The sequence below is a fragment of the Enterococcus sp. AZ050 genome (assembly GCF_051715085.1).
GTDB lineage: Bacteria > Bacillota > Bacilli > Lactobacillales > Enterococcaceae > Enterococcus > Enterococcus faecalis.
The window spans coordinates 39,076-60,106 of the sequence record NZ_JBIOTC010000001.1 but is presented as its reverse complement, the minus strand read 5'-3'; the positions used below and the strand labels follow the sequence as shown (position 1 = coordinate 60,106).

The following is a 21,031-nucleotide window of genomic DNA, read 5'->3' as shown; positions in this document are numbered from 1 at the left end:
TTAATTTCCGCTTTGTGCACGATGATATGAAAAACGGTTTCCTAGAAAAACACCAACGAATAAAATAACTATACTTCCTAAAAAAATACCACTGTACAACCAAAAGTTTATGGATATTTCTCGGTGAACCTCAAGAGATTCAACGCTTTCAGGAGAAGTGACCGTTGCCGTCTCTTTGAACAGAAAAGGCCTTACCTTTTTATCAACTGCTAATGTTTTTGCATTCTGTTCTGTCCTAAATACATCATTTTTTGCTTCGTTGACAACCCTCGCTTTACTTTGATTGACTTCTTTTTCTCTCTCTGCTTTTATCGGCAAAAACAAATCTGGAATAATGAAATTCACTTCTACGTTTTTTTTCTGCTGATTATCTTGGTAGATCACTTGATTATTTATTTTTAAAGCGCCTACTTCTTCTGCTTTTGTTTTTGTTGATGACAATGACAAATAGAGCATATTAACACTTAAAACAATCACTATTTTTATTAATTTTCTCATGGCTATTCCTCCGGTCGTACAAACAAATTAAGGACAACACCTAAAACAAGTAAAACGATTAAAATAAGGTAACTAACCCAACTAATTTGTACGCCATTTACTAAAGCAGTAAAGCCATTTTGGATATTTTGAAGCGGCGATAAACGATAGAGCCAATTGCTTAATGAGCCTACCTTTGTTGCAATGCCTAATAAAGGTGTCAACATGAAAAATAACCCCAGCATAGCTCCATAAACATATAAAGTAAGTTTTTTAAATTGGCGTAAACAAGCACAAACCAAAAGTGCACCGCTAGCAAATACTAAGAAACTATAGCTAAACCAAGCGAATCGATTTATTTGAGATACATTGAACACCAGTAGAAGTGAAAAGACACTCCCAAACAAAATAACCGTAATCAAGAGTAATAACAGATTTGGTATATTTTGCCAAACTCTGGTTGGTTCAACCAACGCATCCGCTACAGTAACTGTTCTTTTCTTCATAAAGCCTTGGAAAGTTAGCGCAATAACGAATGTTAAAATACTAACAATCAAGGTAGCGTAATAGGGAATTAAAGAGACTTGTCGTGTTTCGCCAAAGATCCCTTCTCCTTGAATTGGGCTCGCAAGGAAACTAAATACCCGTGGATTATCAGCACCGCCGTCTCTTGTATTAGCCAATACTTTTTCAAATGTTTTGGCATACTCTTCATTTTCTTTGGTTGTTTTCTTTGACTCATCAATTGAATCATTTAAGTTTGCTAAGATATTTTGCGCATGATCTTGAACTTTGGTTGTTGAGTCTTTCAACTCTTTGATAATCGGGGCAACATCTTTGACTTTGGCTGCTGAATCAGCTGTTGTTAGACTAGTTTCTTTCGTTGTTTGCATTAACATTTGCATCATTTTAACTAAATTTTCTGTTTCTACATCTAAAGTGCTGGTTTGATTTTCTTCTGGATGTGGATTTCTTTCATCAATTACAGAAGTAGCTCCCACTTTTCCAGCTTCTTGCCAAGTAGCATATGTCGCATTGACTTGTTTTGTTGCTTCATCAAACCATGTATTTAATTTCTCTGCTTCTCGTAATAATTTTTCAGGGACCGTCATTAAATTTAATGTTCCGTAAAGTGTTGTAGGTCGTCCGTCTGTATTTTGATCTGTCTCAGTACCAATTAATTGTTTTAATTGATTAATTTGTTCATCTGTTTCTCGATATAATTGATTTCCTGTTTTTTTATATTCGTCTAATAATTTATCTGTAATCATCATGGTTTGCTCGTTTTCAGTGATATTGTCGTACATCCAGTAAATGGATGTCTCACCTGCTAACTCTTCAATTGTTTTATCCTGATTTTCAGGAGCGGTTAACATTGCTGCATACTCTTGAATAGATAGACTTTGATTAGGCGTACCATATAAAGTTACAATTTGTTGTGATACAGTATCTAAAAGTTGAAATTGCTTCATGATTTCAGAAATATCGGTTACTAATGGTTGGTCCATTGCAATATACACAGCAAACGAACGTGCATTTTGAAGCTCATTATTTACCCACCAAGAATAATCAATCTGATTAAATGCTGTTTTTTGTTGTTCTGGTGTCAGTTGCCAAGCCATTGGTAAGTCAATCGTTAAGGAAAGTTTTTCTGGAAGTGAGAGCAAATCATTTACTGGCTCAGTTACTTTTTCAGATTCATCTTCGGATTCTTCTGCCAACTCTTCTTGCGTATTTTCTTCGTCCACTTCATCATTCTCAGGAATCTCAGCTTGTATTTTGACTGGTTTGGTAATTGTTAGCTGTGTTGGGGTAATTGCTGAAATATCAATGCTGTAACCTGCACCTGCTAACTGCTGATTCAAAGATGTTTTAATTGTTTGAACTTTTGAATCATCTAAAAGAAATGACAATTCGCCATTTTGTGTATTGGTTTGTCGTAATGAAATAACTGACTCTTGATTTGTCGCTAGTGAAAAAGTTACTTTTTCTTGTGGAATCGCTATAGTATCTTCATGAAGTTGTTTAGGTTCCAAATACATAAAGCGGCTTGAATTGGTGAAATCAAGTTCATGTTGTTCTGCATATCGCTGAATAATTTGTAACTCATCACGGAAAAGATTGCCTTGTTCAACTGAAATCCTATTATTCATTTCTAATTCACTAACGAGTCTTTCTAAACTTACAAAAGAAATTTCACTTAGTGATTCTTCCAATCTTTCCTGATAATTTTTATCTAAGTTAGGTATATTTTCTTTTTCGTTCGTAATTAACTGAATAATCGCTTGCTTAATTTGAGTGTCTGTTGCTATCTCAGGTGTTGCTTCAAGATCATTATAATATGTAGCCGCAATTTGCTTTTTTAACGCAGTTAATTGTTCTACTTGCATATGTAGTTCTGCGATTTCTTTTTGTAGTTCGCCAATGCGATTGCTTTGTGTTTCTTGAAATAATTTAGATTCTGATAAAAAGTCAGCATAAATCCCTGAGCTTCCTTGTTCACTTGGTGTGTAGAAGGAGCTAAACTGATTGATTACCGTTCCATTTAGTTGATCGAATTGTTGTTTGTATACTGTCGTGTCACTTTACCATTGATTAGTTAATTCTTGTTTTTGTCTCTCAAACTGTTCATTAAATTGTGCAATTGATTTTTTTATTTTTTCATTTGCTTCTTTCGAATACTCGCCCACTGATTTTTTCGTATCTTCCGTTGTCTTACTAGTTGATTCTAAGCTCTGATTATTGCTTTCTAGTAAGGTTTGTACTGATTTTACAAACGCTTCTTGCTCGGTTGTAAATAATTTATTGTCCTCATCTAAAATACTAGCCGTACTTAATACTGTCGTATAATTCATGGGAATTTCTTTAAATGGTTGCTGAATTGTTTCTTCTAATTGATTTTGATACAGCAACTGCGTATCAGTAATTTGGTTAACGTTTTGTTGTGCGATAACTAAATTTCCAACAATACTGGAAAAATACATCTGAATTACGCGTTGGTTAAAATCTTTCAAAATAGTATTTACTTTGTCTTGAATTGCTTGATTGGTCAATTCATTTTGTCCGTCTCGCACTTGGTATTCAACAGAAGCCTGCTCTGGACTAACAGCTTGTAGTGACAATAATTTCTCAGAAAAATCTTGCGGAATAATAATTTGGGCATCGAATTGTCCATTTTCAACACCAGATGTTGCGATATTCCGAGTCGTTGTTTCCCATCGATTAGCTGTATCTTTGTTAATTAATGTGACAAAATCAGAACCTAATGCATAACGTTTTCCTTCAAAACTTGCGCCTTTATCTTCATTAACTAATGCGTACTGCATCTTTGTTGTCTGATCTTTGCTACTTCGAGTCACGTTCTCATCTTTAAACCCTAAATGAATGAAAAAAAGTAATAACAAGAAAGTTGCTCCAATTGCTAAGGCAAAAGGGATACCTTTTTTTATTTTCCCTTCCATTATCTTCTCTCCTTTAGAAAAAGCGCTAGTGCAATTCATTGCGCTAGCGCTTCAATCTTTGATCAATTAAAAGCCAAATGATCCTGCATCTTGACGGTCACGTTCTGCGACAGTGTCTGCATATTTGTTTAATTGTTGATTAATACTAATCAATAATTCTTCCATCTGTTTGACATTACCTTCCAATTGATTGTACTGTTCCAGATACGCTTGAAATGCTTGCCCTTTCCATTGTTGTGAAATTTGTTGGTTCATTGAATTCACTTTACGAATTGCATCTTGAATTTGAGACGATGCTTGCGAATATACTTTCGCTTGTGATTTCAGTTGTTCTGGTGTTACAGCAATTGATCCTGCCATAAGTAATCCCTCCACATTTTTTATAGTTTTATTACCCGGTACAAATATTATAACTATATATAAAAAATATAGTCAACAACTATTTTAAAATATACGCATTCGCATAAAAATAATTATAACAATAAAATAAACAAATAAAAACTCTTGAAAACAACATTACAAAACCACCAAAATCAATATTTATTAAAATAAAAACAAAAATAACTGATAAATAAAAATTATTCAAAAAATATTTAAATAAAATTTTAAAAAATAAATAAATTCCATTAAATCGTTATTTTTTAATGTCAGATAAATTAATAAGTAAATATGCATTTTATTAAAAAAACAATTTATTTCTTTAGCAAAAAAAATTAAAAGATAGGAAAACTTATCAATGTGATAAGTTTTCCTATCTTTTATTCATTCTTTTTCTCTACTTCTCTAAATAAAACTCAAATCGACTTCCTGCATACTGTGTACGAACATATTCAAAAGGTAGTCCGTTTTCAAAATAGGATACTTGGCGCACACGCAGAATCGCATCGCCTCGTTTAATCTCTAAATATTCTGCGATCTGTTCCGATGCTTGAACAGCAGAGATTGTTTGGTTAGAATGGCCAATTTTGTGGCCAGATTTGGCTTCAAGTGTTTTATAAAAAGAGTTCGTGATTTCAGATTTGCCATATTGCGAGACCAATGAATAAGGAATGCTCGCCACCTCAAAACAAATCGGAATGTCATCCGCAAAACGAATTCTTTCCATTCGTAAAATTGAATCTTCTGGACCTAGTTGTAATTTTTCCATCTCACTAGAACTAGGTTTCGCTACAAAATAAGACACCGTCCGACTAGAAGGAACGCGATTTTGAGACAAGGTAATTTCTGTAAAACTAGTGGTACCTGTCATTGTTTCTTGAACTTTCTTACGTGCTACATACGTTCCTGAACCAATTTTTCGTTCTAAAATCCCTTCGTCTGCTAAAGTCTGAATGGCTTGGCGTAAGGTCATTCGACTAACATCAAATTTCAAGGCTAATTCTCGCTCAGAGGGCAAACGATCCCCGATACTCCAGACACCTTTTTCAATATCTTCTTTGATTTTATCGTGAATTTGAATATAAATTGGTATATTTTGAACCATTTACGCTTCCTCCTCTTCGTTCATCTCCTCTTCTATTATAACTGGTATAGACCGTGTAAACAACCAAAAAATGATAAATAAAAGAGAAATTGGAATTTTTATCAAAGTTGGTCTAGTTGCATGCTTTCTTTTTATAACAAAAACATTTGGCTTAGTCAGTAAAAAGTGACCAAGTCAAATGTTTTTAAACGAATTTCTATTAGTTATTATCTTTTTACATTTTCTTCTTTCAACAACTTGTTCGCTGTGGCCATCATCAAACGGATTCGGTTCAACTGATTGACCAAAGATACCCCTGGATCATAATCCACCGCTGCAATGTTTGCTTGCGGATATTGGCGTCGTAGCTCTTTCACGACCCCTTTTCCAACAATATGGTTTGGTAAACATCCAAACGGCTGCATACAAACGATGTTATTCACCTCGTGTTTTAAGAGCTCAATCATTTCAGCTGTTAAAAACCAACCTTCACCCGTATGATTGCCAATTGATAAAATTTTACTTGCATCTGCTGCCATATCATAAATGGAATGAATACCATCAAAACGGACAGATTTTCTCAATGCCTTATCCATTGGTTTTTCTACCAATTCAATGATTTTTATCGCAAATTCTGCTAAACGTTTGCTTTGTTTTGACATGCCCATATTTTCGTATTTCCAAATTTGATTGTACAAAGAATAGTTCATAAAGCCAACAATATCTGGCACAACTGCTTCAGCACCTTCTTCTTCTAGCAAACGCACAATATCATTATTCGCTGTCGGCGAATATTTCACTAAAATTTCCCCGACCACACCGACTTTTGGTTTTTTTATCTCTTGTAAAGGAATTTCATCAAACGTCCGAATAATTTTTTTCATGAAGTGATTAAATTGTGTCAGCGAACCATTCCGGACATTGGCTTCCACTCTTTTTAGCCAATCTTGGTGCAGTTGATCCACCATTCCTTTTTCTGTTTCATAAGGTCTTGTTCGATAAACTACTCGTTCGAATAAGTCACCATATAAAAAGGCAACTACTAAGCGTTTGATCATTGGCAACGTAAATTTAAATCCTGGATTGGATTCGACTCCTTTATTGCCCATCGAAACTGAAACTACAGGAACTTGAGAAAAACCAGCATCATTTAAGGCTTTTCGTAATAAGGGAATGTAATTCGTTGCGCGACAACCGCCCCCTGTTTGCGTCATTAAGACACTGACATTATCCAAATCATATTGACCACTTTCCAAAGCTTCAACTAGTTGTCCGATGGAAATAATTGCTGGGTAACACGCATCATTATTGACATATTTTAACCCGACATTCACAGCTTCTTTGTCTTGCGCAGGCAAACAGACGACATGATAGCCCGAAGCTTGTAATGCTACATCGACTAATCCAGATTGATGAATCGGGCTAAGCATTGGTAACAGTAAAGTATGTGTTTTTTTCATTTGTTTTGTAAACACAATTTTCTCTGGCTCTTCCATTTGCATATGCGGAACAAACTGTTGCTTCTCCCGCTCATTGACAGCCGCCTTCAAGGAGCGCAACCGAATACGAATTGCGCCCAAATTCGCGCCTTCATCGATTTTGAGGACTGTATAAATTTTGCCAGACCGATCCATGATTTCTTCTACTTGATCGGTTGTCACAGCATCTAAGCCGCAACCAAAGGAATTCAGTTGGACAAGTTCTAAATTTTTCGTCTTAGCCACTACTTTAGCCGCCGCATATAAGCGAGAATGATAGACCCATTGATTCACCACACGTAAATTCTGCACGTCTCCAAGATGCGAGATACTGTCTTCTGTCAAGACATGGAATCCTTCCTGTGTAATGACTTCGGCAATGCCGTGATTAATTTCTGGATCCAAGTGATACGGTCGTCCCGATAAGACAATTCCTCTCTGGCCTTTTTCAGTTAACATGGCTAACGTTTCTTCGCCTTTTTCTTGAATTTCTTTTTTAAAAGCTGCTAATTCTTGATAACCATGATGCAGCGCTGTTTGAATTTCTTCTAAGGAAATCCCTAAATCAGCAAAATTTTCAGCTAAAACTTTGGCAACTGCTGCTTCATTCGCTAAATTAAGATAGGGATTTCGATAATCTACTTGGCCCTCTCTGATGGCATCCACATTATTTCGAATGACATCTGGGTAGCTTTGCACAATTGGACAATTAAAATGATTATCCGCTTCCACTGTTTCTTGCTGTTCAAAAACAACACCAGGATAAAAGATGATTGGCACTTGCGCATCAATTAACGCTTGAATATGTCCATGCGCCATTTTAGCTGGGTAACAAACCGTATCACTGGGAATCGTTTCAAGGCCTTGTTCATAGATTTGCTTATTAGAACGTGGCGATAATTCGACCCGAAAGCCTAAATCAGTAAAAAATGTATGCCACAAAGGATAATTTTCATACATATTTAGGACTCTAGGGATACCCAAGCGCCCACGAAACGCTTTATTTTCCCGCAAAGGTCGGTACTTAAATAACTTGCGGTACTTATAATCAACCAAATTCACTTTGCGTTCTTCTCGTTTAATTTTAATTCGTGCACCACGTTCACAGCGATTTCCCGTAATAAATTGGCGCCCATCTGAAAACACTGTGACCGTTAACTGGCAATTGTTTTCACACAAGCCGCAATGAGTAAATTCCTTTTCAGAGGTAAATGCCGCTAACTCTCCTAAAGAAAGAAGCGTGGTTTCTTCCCCAATTTCATAAGCGTCCAAAGCAATCAGCGCTGCCCCATAAGCCCCCATCAAACCAGCAATAGAAGGACGAACCACTTCACGACCGCTAATTTTTTCAAAAGCTCTCAAGACCGCTTCATTGTAAAATGTTCCTCCCTGGCAGACAATCTTTTCTCCCAACTCTTCAGGTCGGCGAACCTTAATAACTTTATAAATGGCATTTTTGATGACTGAATAAGATAGTCCAGCAGAAATATCGCCGACAGAGGCCCCTTCTTTTTGAACCTGTTTCACTTTTGAGTTCATAAAAACAGTACACCGAGAACCTAAATCAACCGGCGCTTGCGATTCTAAAGCCGCCAAAGCAAAATCCTTCACGTTATAGTTTAAGGATTGCGCAAAGGTTTCAATAAAAGAACCGCACCCAGAAGAACAAGCCTCATTTAATTGAATGGAGGAAAGCACGCCATTTTTAATGGTCATCGCTTTCATATCTTGTCCTCCGATATCCAAAATAAAATCCACACCTGGCTGAAAATGGTTGGCTGCTTTGTAATGGGCCATCGTTTCAACTTCACCAATATCGACTTTTAACGCATTTTTTATTAGCTGTTCTCCATATCCTGTAACAGCCGCTTTTCCGATAAAAACTTCTTCAGGCAGTTGTTGATAAAGTGATTTCAGTACTGTCATGGTGGTTTCTAAAGGTTGCCCTTGGTTATTACCATAAAAAGAAAACAACAAATGACCATCTTCATCAATCAATGTGACTTTTGTCGTTGTTGAGCCTGCATCAATCCCTAAAAAGGCCACGCCAGTATGTTGAGATAAAGGTTTCTCCGTTGCTTGGGCTTGCGCGTGTCTTTCTCGAAAATCTGCTAAATCTTCTGCGCTGTTAAATAACGGTGGTAACGTGTCGCTCGGCTGTAAATCAGTAGCCTGGCTGTTCACTAAGCGCTGAATTAATTCTTCCAATGTACATTCGGCTGCATCTTCTGAATAAAGTGCTGCACCCATTGCTACAAACAGTTGCGGTTGTTCTGGAAAAATAACATCTTCTGGCTGAATTGCTAAGTTTTCAATAAACCGTTTTCTCAATTCTGACATGAAAAATAAGGGTCCCCCTAAAAACGCTACTTTACCTTTAATTTTGCGACCAGCAGCTAACCCGGCGATTGTTTGATTAACTACCGCTTGAAAAATACTCGCCGCGATATCTTCTTTCGCTGCTCCTTCATTGATTAAAGGTTGAACATCCGTTTTGGCAAAAACCCCACAGCGGGAAGCAATCGGATAAATAGTTTGATAATTCTTCGCCAATTCATTCACTCCATTGGCATCTGTTTTAAGTAAAACAGCCATTTGATCGATGAAGGCGCCTGTCCCACCTGCACAACTACCATTCATTCGTTTCTCTAAAGCACCATCAAAAAAAGTGATTTTTGCATCTTCTCCGCCAAGTTCAATAGCAACATCCGTTTCTGGGATTATTGTTTCAACAGTTCGTGTACACGCGATAACTTCTTGAACAAAGGGAATCCCTAATACCTCAGCCAGCCCCATACCACCAGAGCCAGTTATGCTCATTGTCACAGGTTGGTCTGCACCGATCCTTGCTAGCCCTTCTTTTAAAATGCGTTCCGTTGCTGCTTTGACATCTGAAAAATGGCGTTCATATTTTGTAAAAATAGGCTGATTTTGTTTATTTAAAAATACTAATTTTACTGTCGTTGACCCAACATCAATCCCTGCTCTCATAACCATCAATTAAAATACCCCTTCATTTCCCAACAGTTTGTTGATTATTATACAAACTGTTTGTTATAATAGATATACCTATTTTAGAAAGGTTCTAAATGATTTGCAACAAGCAATTTACCCTATTTTGTGAGATAAACAACAAAGTTTCCGCGAATGTTGACTATCTCGAAAGGAATTTATGATGGCAAAGAAAACAGACCTTAGAGTACAACGAACCAGAAAAATGATTATTGAAGCTTTTTTTAAACTTGTAGAAACGAAAGGCTACGAAGCGGTGACGATTCAGGATATTGCTGATGAAGCTATGATTAATCGTGCGACTTTTTATGCTCATTTTAAAGACAAACAGCATTTATATGATGCAATCTTCACCTTTACGCTTAGTGCTTTTACCGCTATTCTTGATTCACAACAACTGGTTAATGGCAACCGTGTCCGCGTGAAGCACATTGAAGAACTTCTGACGCAACTCTACATCAACATTCAAGAGAACAAATCTTTCTTCTTAACTATCATGGACAATAATTTCAACGAACACTTTCGAAAACGCTTAGCTGAAATTATCGAAGAAAAATATGCGACGATTTTTTCGCAGTTGCGTATTACCGAAAATGATATTGATGTACCGATAGATTTTGTTATTGAATACATGACCTCTATCTTCATCGGTACCCTTCATTGGTGGATTACTAGCGAGACGGATATGACACCCAACCACTTAGCCCAATTAGTTATCAAATTAGTTGGTAATGGGCATTTAACTGTCTTAGGCATCGAATTAGAAAAATAAAAACACCGGAGTAGACAATAATTTTGTCTGCTCCGGTGTTTCTGCTAAAGACGAGTTAGTTTTTTGAACGCCATTTGATATTGTGGGCTGTATTTCTTGAAGAAGTGACTTTAACACCACTTTTGATGTTGCCTTTTTTACGAGGAATTAAGTCAACTTTGACATCATACTTACCATCGCGTGCTAAATCGTAAACATTTTCAACCATTTCTGTAATTTTTTCTTTAAAGTTCATTCTTATCAACTCCAGACTATTCTTTCTTAATACTTTAGCATATTCTTATATAAATGAAAACTTTTCTAGCCTGTACATGAGGAAAATCTTACCTCATTTTTGTTATATAATTATACAAAAAAAGAACATCTCTCTACCAGAAATGTTCTGAAAACTGGGGTAGCTGGATTCGAACCAACGCATGACGGAGTCAAAGTCCGTTGCCTTACCGCTTGGCTATACCCCAAAAAGAAAATGGAGGAAAGTGGATTCGAACCACTGAACCCTAAGGAACGGATTTACAGTCCGTCGCGTTTAGCCACTTCGCTATTCCTCCAAAAAGTCATTGTCGCTGTAACGACCTGACTTAGTTATAATACAATCTTTTCCAGAAAAAAGCAACCCTTTTTTTAAAAAAATTGTTATTTATTTTTTATTCACTTAAATTCCATTGACGAATAATTGTTTCAAAGGCTTCGTCCAGATTTTTTGCTGTACCTTCTTGCTTGCCATCAATTTCAATGATGAATTTTTTATCATTTTGCGGAATGACACGACCGATTTCTTTTTTACCAATAAATAATTTGTTCATTAAAACATTTGCTCCATTGTATTGGGCTTTTTCTTCTTCGACACGTACTTCAATATCTTTATTCTTTTTTGACATCTCTATCCCTCCAAGAACTCTATGTTATCAGAATCTTTGAAACAAAACAAGCACTCGCTATTTCTCTGTCAGATTGCTCGTTTATCGTTTCAATGCAGCATTAAGGAGTAACGAAATGCGATTCGCTACTCCTCAAAGACTGATTTCTATTCTTTTTCTGAACCTTCTGTTGCATGATAGTTCACGCTATTTGAGGTACCTTTTTTAGAAAAGTTTTCAATTAGCTCTTTCACGTCGAGGCCCGTTGTTTCTTTTAGTGTTTCTTGTGTACCAGCCAACAAATTTGTTGCATAATTTGTAATACGGTTGGCGCCAGAATTTTCGCCACCTGCGCCTGTATCTACCACTGAAATCTTGTCGATGTTGCCCAATGGTTGTGCTGCTTCTTTCATTAATTGTGGCAACATTTCCATCACCATACTTAACACAGCTGCTTCACCATATTCTTTGAAGGCATCAGCAATCTTTTGTTTGGCTTCGGCTTCCGCTGCACCACGAGCTAAAATAGCTTCGGCTTGCGCTTGACCTGTTAAACGCGTTTTATTGGCTTCCGCTTCGGCTAATGCTTCAACTTTGAAGCGTTCTGCTTCGGCTTCTGCTACTTCGCGTGCTTTTTGAGCAAGAGCTTCTTGTTCGCGTGCGTAACGATCTGCATCGGCTTTTTTCTTCACTTCTGAGTCGTATTGTTTTTCACGACGCGTAATTTCTTTTTCTTCTAACTCAATTTGTTTTTGACGTTCAACGACTTTGACTTCCATTTCTTGTTCCACCACGTGTTGTTGTGCACGCGCGCTTTCCAAGTTATAGGCTTGGTCTGCTTTGGCTTTGGCAATATCTTGTTCTTGTTTGTATAACGCTAATTTCAATTCTTTTTCTTTTGAAGCTTCTGCAATTTCTGTTTGACGTTGCAATTCCGCTTGTTGTGATTCTTTTTCTGCTTCTGCTTTTTTGATGCGGGTTTCTTTCAAGGCTTCTGCTTCAGCAATATCTGCATCACGTTTAACTTGAGCGATTCTTGGTTTCCCTAATGAATCCAAGTATCCATTTTTATCACGAACTTCTTTAATTGTGAACGACACAATAACTAAGCCCATTTTAGCTAAGTCAACACTGGCAACTTCTTGTACACTTTGGCTAAATTTATCACGGTTTTGGTAAATTTCTTCCACTGTCATTGAACCTAAAATCGAACGTAAATGTCCTTCTAATACTTCACGTGCTTCATTTTCTAATTCTTCCGTTGTTTTTCCTAAAAATTGTTCCGCTGCTGTCGCAATTTCTTCAACTGACGAACCAATTTTAATGATTGATGTCCCATCACACATCACAGGAACCCCTTGTTCTGTGTACACTTCTGGTGTAGAAACATCTAATTTGCTTGAAAGCAAACTAATTCGATTTGAACGTTGGAACACTGGTAAGACAAACGCACCACCGCCACGGACGATTTTAATTTTGTTGCCACCTTCGTCTACATGAACATTTTTAGACCCTAGATAGCTCCCGCTGATAATTAACGCTTCATCAGGTTTGGCTGTCTGATATTTAGAAACAAACACAATTAATAACATTAATAATACTAAAACTGCAATAATAATCGGTAACAAAATCCCCATTTTCTTCTCTCCTACTCTATATTTTTAGACTGCCTTCGTAAGGAATGACATAACAAACCCGTTCTTTCAATTCAATAATCAATACCTCACTACCTCTTGGCGCAGCCACTTCTTGTGGCACATAAAATGCTGCTGGTCGACTTAACGAACCTGTGACACTCTTCAATTGAATCTCGCCCATTCCCCGGACAGGAATTGGGGTAATCACAGTAGCAACACGACCCTCCATGTCTTTTTCCGAAATAGAAATTGTGGCCTCCGAATTTTTCAAAGGGACCAACACATAAAAATTTAGGAAGAAAACAATAATGGTTGAAAGAATACCACTGACAATTAAAATAAGCCAACTATTCACCGCTGTTAATTCTTCCCCAAGGTACCCAAACAGCGAGGTAAAAGCAATCCATGGAATAATCAGCATTGGGTCCACCGGTCCATCAAAATTAAAAACATCCCCAAAAATAATTAGTAAAAAAGCGAGGACCGCGCTCCCCACTAATGCATAAAAATAAACCGTTTCCAATGGTAGACCTTCTAACACTTTTCCCACACTCCTTTCTGTGCTATAACCTAGTAATAGTGTACCAATTTTTAAATAAAAAGAGTAGTAATTTCCAAATAAATCTCAAAAGATACATCTTAAGACCTATTTTTTCTTAATAAAAGAAGCAACAATAAACGAGCAGCCCTAGAATTATCGAACTTCTACGGACTCCTCGTTTTTTAAAATGTGCTATTCATTTGATTTTAACGCTTCAATCATATTGATTTTCTTCAATTTCCGATGCATAATGACCATCACAAACAACGTGAAACACATGGTGATGACTGCGGAATACAGATAACTTGGCCAATGAATAATTGGCGAAAACATAATTAAATCAACTTCAACGGTTGCTAAAATATACTGATGCAAAATTTTCCCAAAGAAGCAGCCAACAATAATACCAATGAACGTTAAAATAATGTTTTCACGGTAAACATAGGTGGTGACTTCACGATCGTAAAACCCTAAAACCTTAATCGTGGAAAGTTCTCGAATCCGTTCAGAAACATTAATGTTGGTTAAATTATATAACACAATTAACGCTAAAGAACCAGAAACAGCAATTAGTACCCAAATGACAATATCAAGGCTTTTCAGCATATCATCAAACGAACCTTTCATCGCAGTTAAAAACGTAATGTTCAACACTTTCGGCTGTTTTGTCAACGCCTCTCCGATTGAGGTTTCTTGTTTTGAGGATAACTTTTTGTCAAAAAGTAGGAATTCTGTATTATACTCCGGCTTCTGTTTCGTCATCGTCTGGTAGAGTTTCGGCGTCATATAGACAAAATGACCCGTGTAGTTCTCTGCAATCGCGGCAATTTTCACGTGATAGGTTTGATTATCACTATTTTCTAAATTTAATTGATCTCCGACTTTATAGCCAAATAATTTAGCTAATTTTTCATTAATGATTACACCGTCATCGTTGAGGGAATATTTTTCTCCAGTGACTCGATCATTAAATAACTGAAAATCAGCCATTTTCGAAGGATCTTGTGGCACATAAAGAGTAATATTTTGAGTTGGTGCGCCTTTGCCCTTCGTTTTAAAGATTTCTGAATATAACGGAATTGTTTTATTCAAACCATCCAGTTTGCGCAACGTTTCTTGATACTCTTTTGTCTCTTCAGATGTTGTTTGCTCTTTAAAAGTCACGACTGCTTGGTAATGCCAGATTTTATTAAATTGAATTGTAGCGACATCCACAATTGAATCGCGTAAACCAAAACCAACAATTAACAGCCCCATACAACCAGCTATTCCGATAACGGTCATCAGCATCCGTCGTTTATAGCGGAACAGATTTCTAGCGGTCACTTTTTGAATAAAGCTCATGCGTTGCCATAAAGGGCGGATTCGTTCTAATAAAATCCGTTGGCCTGCTTTCGGCGCTTTGGGTCTTAGCAAGGTAGCTGGGGTACTTAATAAATCGATTCTTAATGTCACTAAGGCCGCTCCCACAGTACAAGCTAAGGCTACAATGATGCCCCATAAACTGTAATTTAAGTACCACGGTGTAACTAAATCAGGAATATTGTACATTTGACCGTAGGCATCAAAAATTATTTTAGGGAATAGATAATAGCCAACTGCCAATCCTAATAATGCACCTGTTAGGCTGGCAACCGTTGCATAGGTAATAAAAATCGAAGCAATTTCACGATTACGATAACCTAAAGCTTTCAAACTACCAATTTCTATTCTTTTTTCTTCCACCATACGTGTCATGGTAGTTAAGCTGACTAATGCCGCAATTAGGAAAAAGAACAACGGGAACAGCGTGGCTAAAGAAGAAATTCGATCAGCGTTATCTTGATATTCAGAAAATCCTGGATTGTCTTCCCTAGTAAAATAATAATACGTTGGGGCTTTCAAATTGGCTAGCTCTGTTTCTTTTTCAGCCAACAGTTGTTCTTGTTTAGCCAATTCGTCTTTTTGCTTTTCAAGCATCTCAGATGGAATTCCTGGTTGTTGCTCCAACTGCGCAAGTGCTTGTTTTCCCGTTTCCAGCGCTTGCCGACCTTGGTTAATGTCCGGCTGAGCCGAATCACGCAGAGCCGCAACCTGTTCTTCTGGCCGATTTTTCAGTGCCTCTTTTACCTGATTTAAGGCCTGCTCTCTTTTCTTTTCATAATCAGAGGAATACGTATTTTGATGTTTTAATGAACGAAATGAGATTAGCAATTCTGGATACCGTTGACTGTCAAAGGCTTTTTCCGAGACCACGCCAAAAAAGTTTAACGTTCCAGAACCGACCGTTGTGGTTCCCCTGGATGTATTATCAATATATTCTGGTGAATTGATAAATCCGACAACAGTAAAATGGGTTTGCGTCAGTCCTTTTTCTTTAATCGCTGCATCGTTTAAAGTGATTTTATCACCCATTTTATAGTCATATCTAGTTTTCGCTAATGTATCTAATGCAATTTCATTTGTTTGTTTAGGTAACCGACCGTCAACTACTTGATAGTTAAGCGATCCTGCTTGATTTTTTCGATAACCAAACAATTTTACTGCATTATTTTGCGGCCCAATCGTGGCATCTATTGTATACCGCGGCACAACTGTTTCGACATCTTTTAAAGACTGTAGTGTTGTTAAATCTTTCTTTTCCAGTCCCATTGTAGAAATTATTCGCGCATCTGGAAGCTGCTCTTTCTGGTAATAATTATTCGCGGTTTTAATCATATCTGGTCCAGTAGCTTTCAAACCAACAAAGACCATTACACCAAGGAAAATAATTCCCATAATCGATAAAAATCGTGTAGTAGATTGTCTAATTTCACGTAAGCTTGTTTTAATTAGCGCTGTTTTCTTCATTTTAGGCACCTACCATTCAATTTCAGCAACCAATTTAGGCTGATCATTCACAGTCATTTCGCGAACTTTTGCATCATTAATCCGAATTACCCGATCGGCCATTTCTGCAATGGCTGAATTGTGGGTAATAATTAAGACGGTCGTTCCTGTTTCACGAGCAGTGTTTTGCAAAATGGTTAAAATTTGTTTCCCTGTTTCATAATCCAGTGCTCCTGTCGGTTCATCACATAAAAGTAACTTGGGCTTTTTAGCAATCGCACGGGCGATGGTTACTCGTTGTTGTTCACCACCAGAAAGTTGCGCTGGAAAATTATCTAAACGTTCCCCTAAACCCACCGATTGTAAAACATTGGTCGAATCCAACGCATCCGCAACGATTTGCGAAGCCAATTCGACATTTTCTTTTGCTGTTAAATTTGGGACTAAATTGTAAAATTGGAAAACAAACCCGACATCATTGCGCCGATAAGTGGTTAATTGTTTCTCTGAAAACTGAGCGATATCTGTGCCATCAATAATAATTTCCCCTTCATCACAGCTGTCCATTCCACCAAGAATATTTAAAACAGTTGATTTTCCAGCACCGCTGGGGCCTAAAATAACCGCTACTTCTCCTTTTTCCACTTCAAAAGAAATGCCGTCATTCGCAGTAATAGTTGTCTCTCCCATTTGGTAACGCTTGTATTCATTTTTGACTTCAATATAGGCCATCCACTATCCCTTCCCTTCTACATTAAAATAGTAACATATCTGAGAAAACAAGTCTTTCAAAGAAAAGCCTTTTTTGATTTTTTAGCAAATTTACGTATAATAGAAAAGATGGTCCACTTAAATTTGGACTATTGCAAGTATAAAATTAGAGGAGCACGTTATGGCAAACAGAAAGAAGAAACCACCATTTAATTCAACCATCATGCTGATTGGCGCATTAATCATTTTAATTTTAGGCGCGGTTGGCGTTAAAGTTCCTGATGCTTTACAAGATTTATTTAATGTTCAACCACAAACAACTACCCCTTCAAGCACACCAGCACCAAAAGGAGATAATCCAGGACCAATTGAAAATGGTAAAGCCACATTTTCAGCAGAGGAATTAAAGGATAACTCAAACGGCTGGATTACTTATCATTCACTAGATCGTCTAAAACGAGCGACAGGCGCTGATGCGCTATTAAAACCCGCCATGGTCAATACAGGAACTTCCGCTAATAAAGATATTCGACCAGCTGGTTTCATTTCAGGAAAAGCTAATCATTCGCGTGGCCACCTAATCGGCCGTCAAATGGGAGGCAGTGGTGATGATCCACGTAACTTAACCACCTTGTATCAGAATCCTGTCAACACTCCTTATATGACGAAATATGAAAATCAGATTCGGGCAGCTCTTGATCGCGGCGAAACCGTTCGCTATCGCGTGACACCTGTATATAACGGAAACGATTTGTTGGCTGAAAAAATCATCTTAGAAGCCAAAAGCCTTAAAACAAATTCACCCATTGATTTTTCAGTAACTATTTTAAACAAACAATAAGGAGGAACTTTCATTGGATTTTGAACAGCTAAAAGAAACATTACCCGATGCAAAACCACAAACATTTTTGCAAGCAATCCTCTCTCAACCTCAAGAAGAGGATGCTGAATTAACTTTCAGTGAAGAAATTGATGAACAATTTGTCGAAAATTGTAAATTTTTAGCCTCTCCGGAAACCATTTCTGAAACAGATGTGGAACATTGGCGCGAACAAGAATTTTTAGTTGTCGCCCAAAGTTTAGATGGCGATTATCTAGCAGGCACTCTAGAGCAAACCTTTGTGATTCCTAGCTCCCTTTACAAAGAGGATATTGAGCAATTTGACAAGCAATTAATCGATTTTTTTATTGCCTACGAGAACAAAGAAATCACTTCTGCGATTTTACCAAAAGAATTATAAAAAAAGCTTGCGGATAAATGGAACTGACCTAAGATTGTGAGACAGGAATAAAAAAGCATTTTCCTAGACTGCTGATTTCCGATAATCTATCGGCGATTGGTAGTCTAGTTTTTGTTGAATTCGACTTTCATTATAATAAGTAATGTATTTTTTTACAATTTCTATTACAATAGATGTAGGTTCATTTGTGAGCCCATCTAAGTAGAACGTTTCAGACTTTAGTGAGGCATGAAACGATTCGATGCAGGCATTATCTGAAGGTGTCCCTTTGCGGGACATACTCATGGTAATGCCTTTTGTTTTTATTTGATTCTGGTAGTCAAAAGAAGTATAAACAGAGCCCTGATCACTATGCAATAGACAATCCGTTGTTTGGGGCAATTGATCAAGTGTATCCAGAACAAAAGCCGTATCTTGCTTATCACCGATGGTATAGGCAATAATTTCACCATTGTATAAATCCATAATTGAAGACAAATACAATTGCTTTTGACCAAAAGGCAGATAAGTAATATCTGTTACCAATTTCTTTAAAGGAGCGTCTGAAGAAAATTGTCTATTTAGCTTGTTCTCGACAACCGTGTAAGGTTGTCCCACTTTACTGCGTTTCTTCATTTTCACGCGACAATTCCAATGATATTTCTGCATAATCTTTTGTACGGTGTTTTTGTTTACTTTGTATTCCTGATTAATCAACGCAGTAATCTTTCGATAGCCATATCGAAACTTATGTTGGAAGCAAAGTCGACGAACAGCTTCTTCAAGAGGTGTTAACTTTCCCAAGTCTTTTCGATGAGTCCAACGATAATAAGTAGCTCGCGAAACGCCGAAAAGTTGACACAATGCAGTAATGGTTATTTTTCCTTTCATTCTTTTAACTAATTCTACAAATATTTCTGGCTCCACGTCCTTTCCAATTCTTTGTACTTTTTTAGCACCTCAATATGCATTTTTAAATAGTTATTTTCATTTCTAAGCTGTTGTTCATTTGATAGAATTTCTGGACCTTTTCCATAAGCATATTGTTTTCCAACGGGTTGAACCAGACGATGATTCTCGCCATTACGGTACCAACGCCACCATGTTTCAATTTGTGTTTTGTTTTTAATTCCTAATTCTGCCATAATTATTTTTACAGGAATATTCTCTTTTTTCATCTGTATAGCCATTTCTTTGATGTGAATCGGATAAGAAACTCGATTTCCCATTGAAAAAGCACCTCCTAGTTAAATTCATTTTAACGTGAATTCAACAAGAGGTGCTTTTTTATTTTGTCTCAGTTTATTGGGTCAGTTCAAAATTTCCGCAAGCTTTTTCTTGTGTCTTATGCTCGATAACGTTCTACGCCATCTAAATAAGTGGCTGCTAATTCCATGGTTGGTTCTAATACGATAAAGTCAGCATCGCGACCATTTGCAATCATGCCACATTGATCATCAATTTTACAGCTAATCGCAGGAACTAATGAAGCCATCATAATTGCTTGTGCAGGTGTTGCAATACCCCAATCAACTACATTTTTAATTGCTTCTTTTAGTTTTAAAATACTACCTGCTAAGTTCCCAGTATCCAAACGAGCCGTTCCTTCTGCTACCACAACAGGAAATTCACCTAAATTGTAGTTGCCATCTGGCATACCGCCAGCCATCATGCAGTCTGTAATTAACGCAACGTGATCATGGCCCGCTTTTTCCATCAATACTTCAGCCGCTTGCGGATGTACATGGTGTCCATCACAAATTAATTCAGAGAAAACGTGTTGTAACGTTAACAATGCACCAACCATCCCTGGTTCACGGTGATTTAAGCCGCGCATCCCATTATATGCATGAACAAAAACGCTAGCGCCTGCTTCAACTGCCACATCAGCTTCTTCTAAGGTCGCATTACTATGGCCTAAAGCAACAACGACACCTTCATCTGTAACGGTTTCAACAAATTCTTTCACACCATTACGTTCTGGAGCCAACGCAATTTTCTTAATAATTCCGCCTGAAGCTTCTTGCCATTCGTGGAATGTATCAAGGTCTGGATCTCCAAAATAACTTGGATTTTGTGCGCCTTTATGTTCTTCAGTAAAGAAAGGTCCTTCAAAGTAAATCCCTTGAATTTTTGCACCAGGTACTTCTTGGTAGACTTGACCAATCGTACGTGCAACGTCTGTTAAACGTTCTTTACTTGAAGTTAACGTTGTTGGTAAAAATGAAGTTACACCACAAGATAATAAGCCTTCAGACATCACTTTAATGCCTTCTGCATCGTTATCCATTACGTCATGATTCATGTAACCATGAATATGAGTATCCACTAAACCTGGGGCAATCCATTTGCCTTCCTCACGAATAATTTTTACGTCCCCTTGCGGTTCATCTTTTGTATAATTACCAAAGATACCATCCGTGATTTCTAAATAACCAGGTCCTTTAACATCGCTTTTTAAAAAGAACTTGTCTGCAAAGATAAATGTTTTCATCTTCATCCTTCTTTCTTTATTTTACTTACTTCAAAAGTACTCTTAATCAGTACAAAAGTCAAGAAATGGTGTAGACCTTTTAAGCAATTCTGAGGATT

Annotated in this window: 15 protein-coding genes, 2 tRNA genes and 1 pseudogene; 3 read left to right on the top strand and 15 right to left on the bottom strand. The window is 37.2% G+C overall.

Annotated features, from left to right (window positions below):
- The 5 genes and pseudogenes from IGJ04_RS00300 to IGJ04_RS00280 form a co-directional block, all read right to left on the bottom strand.
- Window positions 1–498: a hypothetical protein gene (locus tag IGJ04_RS00300; protein ID WP_096397710.1), complete on the bottom strand. Its 498-nt coding sequence runs from the start codon at window positions 496–498 to the stop codon at window positions 1–3.
- A gap of 2 nt (window positions 499–500) precedes the next feature.
- Window positions 501–3,977 (bottom strand): annotated as a pseudogene (gene esaA, locus IGJ04_RS00295) (type VII secretion protein EsaA).
- A gap of 27 nt (window positions 3,978–4,004) precedes the next feature.
- Window positions 4,005–4,298: a WXG100 family type VII secretion target gene (locus tag IGJ04_RS00290; protein ID WP_002357798.1), complete on the bottom strand. Its 294-nt coding sequence runs from the start codon at window positions 4,296–4,298 to the stop codon at window positions 4,005–4,007.
- Window positions 4,299–4,713: 415 nt separating this feature from the next.
- Window positions 4,714–5,421 carry a GntR family transcriptional regulator gene (locus tag IGJ04_RS00285; protein WP_002357800.1) on the bottom strand — a complete coding sequence of 236 codons (708 nt, stop codon included), beginning with the start codon at window positions 5,419–5,421 and terminating at the stop codon, window positions 4,714–4,716.
- A gap of 206 nt (window positions 5,422–5,627) precedes the next feature.
- Entirely contained in the window at window positions 5,628–9,875 is a 4,248-nt protein-coding gene (locus IGJ04_RS00280) for an acyl-CoA dehydratase activase-related protein (protein ID WP_438840334.1), read from the bottom strand.
- 175 nt (window positions 9,876–10,050) lie between these two features.
- On the opposite strand from IGJ04_RS00280, the gene IGJ04_RS00275 reads away from it, so the two are divergent.
- Window positions 10,051–10,662 (top strand): TetR/AcrR family transcriptional regulator, encoded by a 612-nt coding sequence (locus IGJ04_RS00275; protein WP_002357803.1) that lies wholly within the window; start codon window positions 10,051–10,053, stop codon window positions 10,660–10,662.
- A gap of 55 nt (window positions 10,663–10,717) precedes the next feature.
- Here the strand turns inward: IGJ04_RS00275 and IGJ04_RS00270 are convergent, their stop codons facing one another.
- From IGJ04_RS00270 to IGJ04_RS00235, 8 genes are all read right to left on the bottom strand, one after another.
- A complete protein-coding gene (locus IGJ04_RS00270; RefSeq protein ID WP_002357804.1) occupies window positions 10,718–10,897 on the bottom strand; it encodes a hypothetical protein in 180 nt (59 codons plus the stop codon).
- 154 nt (window positions 10,898–11,051) lie between these two features.
- Window positions 11,052–11,123, bottom strand: a tRNA-Gln gene (locus tag IGJ04_RS00265).
- A gap of 9 nt (window positions 11,124–11,132) precedes the next feature.
- Window positions 11,133–11,213, bottom strand: a tRNA-Tyr gene (locus IGJ04_RS00260).
- 96 nt (window positions 11,214–11,309) lie between these two features.
- Window positions 11,310–11,543 carry a DUF2969 domain-containing protein gene (locus IGJ04_RS00255; protein ID WP_002357806.1) on the bottom strand — a complete coding sequence of 78 codons (234 nt, stop codon included), beginning with the start codon at window positions 11,541–11,543 and terminating at the stop codon, window positions 11,310–11,312.
- A 146-nt stretch (window positions 11,544–11,689) separates the two neighbouring features.
- Window positions 11,690–13,159: a flotillin family protein gene (locus IGJ04_RS00250; protein ID WP_002357808.1), complete on the bottom strand. Its 1,470-nt coding sequence runs from the start codon at window positions 13,157–13,159 to the stop codon at window positions 11,690–11,692.
- 16 nt (window positions 13,160–13,175) lie between these two features.
- Window positions 13,176–13,709, bottom strand: a complete 534-nt coding sequence (locus IGJ04_RS00245; RefSeq protein WP_002357809.1) for a hypothetical protein — start codon at window positions 13,707–13,709, stop codon at window positions 13,176–13,178.
- A gap of 183 nt (window positions 13,710–13,892) precedes the next feature.
- Window positions 13,893–16,529, bottom strand: coding sequence for an FtsX-like permease family protein (locus tag IGJ04_RS00240; RefSeq protein WP_438839765.1), 2,637 nt, complete (start codon window positions 16,527–16,529; stop codon window positions 13,893–13,895).
- A 9-nt stretch (window positions 16,530–16,538) separates the two neighbouring features.
- Window positions 16,539–17,240 carry an ABC transporter ATP-binding protein gene (locus tag IGJ04_RS00235; protein WP_002363831.1) on the bottom strand — a complete coding sequence of 234 codons (702 nt, stop codon included), beginning with the start codon at window positions 17,238–17,240 and terminating at the stop codon, window positions 16,539–16,541.
- Window positions 17,241–17,400: 160 nt separating this feature from the next.
- Here IGJ04_RS00235 and IGJ04_RS00230 point away from each other — a divergent pair, with 160 nt between their 5' ends.
- Window positions 17,401–18,060 carry a DNA/RNA non-specific endonuclease gene (locus IGJ04_RS00230; protein WP_002357812.1) on the top strand — a complete coding sequence of 220 codons (660 nt, stop codon included), beginning with the start codon at window positions 17,401–17,403 and terminating at the stop codon, window positions 18,058–18,060.
- A 13-nt stretch (window positions 18,061–18,073) separates the two neighbouring features.
- Window positions 18,074–18,460, top strand: coding sequence for a hypothetical protein (locus IGJ04_RS00225; RefSeq protein WP_002357813.1), 387 nt, complete (start codon window positions 18,074–18,076; stop codon window positions 18,458–18,460).
- A 63-nt stretch (window positions 18,461–18,523) separates the two neighbouring features.
- On the opposite strand, the gene IGJ04_RS00220 is transcribed toward IGJ04_RS00225, so the two are convergent.
- Both IGJ04_RS00220 and nagA read right to left on the bottom strand, forming a co-directional pair.
- Window positions 18,524–19,668 (bottom strand): IS3 family transposase gene (locus IGJ04_RS00220; RefSeq protein WP_096397480.1). Its coding sequence is split into 2 segments (ribosomal slippage): window positions 18,524–19,395 and window positions 19,395–19,668, totalling 1,146 coding nucleotides; the frame shifts between segments, so codons are not numbered across the junction.
- A 116-nt stretch (window positions 19,669–19,784) separates the two neighbouring features.
- Window positions 19,785–20,933 (bottom strand): N-acetylglucosamine-6-phosphate deacetylase, encoded by a 1,149-nt coding sequence (nagA, locus tag IGJ04_RS00215; RefSeq protein WP_002357814.1) that lies wholly within the window; start codon window positions 20,931–20,933, stop codon window positions 19,785–19,787.
- Between the last annotated feature and the right edge of the window lie 98 nt (window positions 20,934–21,031).

What these genes read in the sequence shown, in the direction of transcription:
- IGJ04_RS00300 (WP_096397710.1), bottom strand. Translation starts at nt 498, where the DNA reads ATGAGAAAATTAATAAAAATAGTGATTGTTTTAAGTGTTAATATGCTC.
- IGJ04_RS00290 (WP_002357798.1), bottom strand. Translation starts at nt 4,298, where the DNA reads ATGGCAGGATCAATTGCTGTAACACCAGAACAACTGAAATCACAAGCG.
- IGJ04_RS00285 (WP_002357800.1), bottom strand. Translation starts at nt 5,421, where the DNA reads ATGGTTCAAAATATACCAATTTATATTCAAATTCACGATAAAATCAAA.
- IGJ04_RS00280 (WP_438840334.1), bottom strand. Translation starts at nt 9,875, where the DNA reads ATGGTTATGAGAGCAGGGATTGATGTTGGGTCAACGACAGTAAAATTA.
- IGJ04_RS00275 (WP_002357803.1), top strand. Translation starts at nt 10,051, where the DNA reads ATGATGGCAAAGAAAACAGACCTTAGAGTACAACGAACCAGAAAAATG.
- IGJ04_RS00270 (WP_002357804.1), bottom strand. Translation starts at nt 10,897, where the DNA reads ATGAACTTTAAAGAAAAAATTACAGAAATGGTTGAAAATGTTTACGAT.
- IGJ04_RS00255 (WP_002357806.1), bottom strand. Translation starts at nt 11,543, where the DNA reads ATGTCAAAAAAGAATAAAGATATTGAAGTACGTGTCGAAGAAGAAAAA.
- IGJ04_RS00250 (WP_002357808.1), bottom strand. Translation starts at nt 13,159, where the DNA reads ATGGGGATTTTGTTACCGATTATTATTGCAGTTTTAGTATTATTAATG.
- IGJ04_RS00240 (WP_438839765.1), bottom strand. Translation starts at nt 16,529, where the DNA reads ATGAAGAAAACAGCGCTAATTAAAACAAGCTTACGTGAAATTAGACAA.
- IGJ04_RS00235 (WP_002363831.1), bottom strand. Translation starts at nt 17,240, where the DNA reads ATGGCCTATATTGAAGTCAAAAATGAATACAAGCGTTACCAAATGGGA.
- IGJ04_RS00230 (WP_002357812.1), top strand. Translation starts at nt 17,401, where the DNA reads ATGGCAAACAGAAAGAAGAAACCACCATTTAATTCAACCATCATGCTG.
- nagA (WP_002357814.1), bottom strand. Translation starts at nt 20,933, where the DNA reads ATGAAAACATTTATCTTTGCAGACAAGTTCTTTTTAAAAAGCGATGTT.